This window comes from Pseudoalteromonas sp. SIMBA_162, assembly GCF_046535955.1.
In the GTDB taxonomy this organism is placed as follows: domain Bacteria; phylum Pseudomonadota; class Gammaproteobacteria; order Enterobacterales; family Alteromonadaceae; genus Pseudoalteromonas; species Pseudoalteromonas marina.
This window is the reverse complement of sequence record NZ_JAWJBQ010001259.1, coordinates 1-234: the sequence shown is the minus strand read 5'-3', so window position 1 is coordinate 234 and position 234 is coordinate 1. Positions and strand designations below refer to the sequence as shown.

Annotated in this window: 1 protein-coding gene; it reads left to right on the top strand. The window is 60.3% G+C overall.

The features are described from left to right. Positions 1–21: 21 nt before the first annotated feature. A partial coding sequence (locus R0J88_RS23670; RefSeq protein WP_410901411.1) for a hypothetical protein occupies positions 22–234 on the top strand: 213 nt, incomplete at its 3' end.

The window sequence follows — 234 nt, the reverse complement described above, 5'->3', positions numbered from 1 at the left end:
CCACCGGGAAGGCAATACCAGATGGTCGTCGCCAAGGGCCAGGCCGAAGCCATCATGCAGGGCAAGCCAGCCTTCGGAGGTTTCGCCGCCCCCGAGCCGATTCCCAGCCAGGCCTACGCTCGGGATAAACTGGTGATCCTCGATCGATTCAAGACAGACGTATCCCATGTGATCACCGTCGAAACCACCGCACCGCAAAAGATTCACAGTGGTATCACCGGCCCGCTGGAGAAC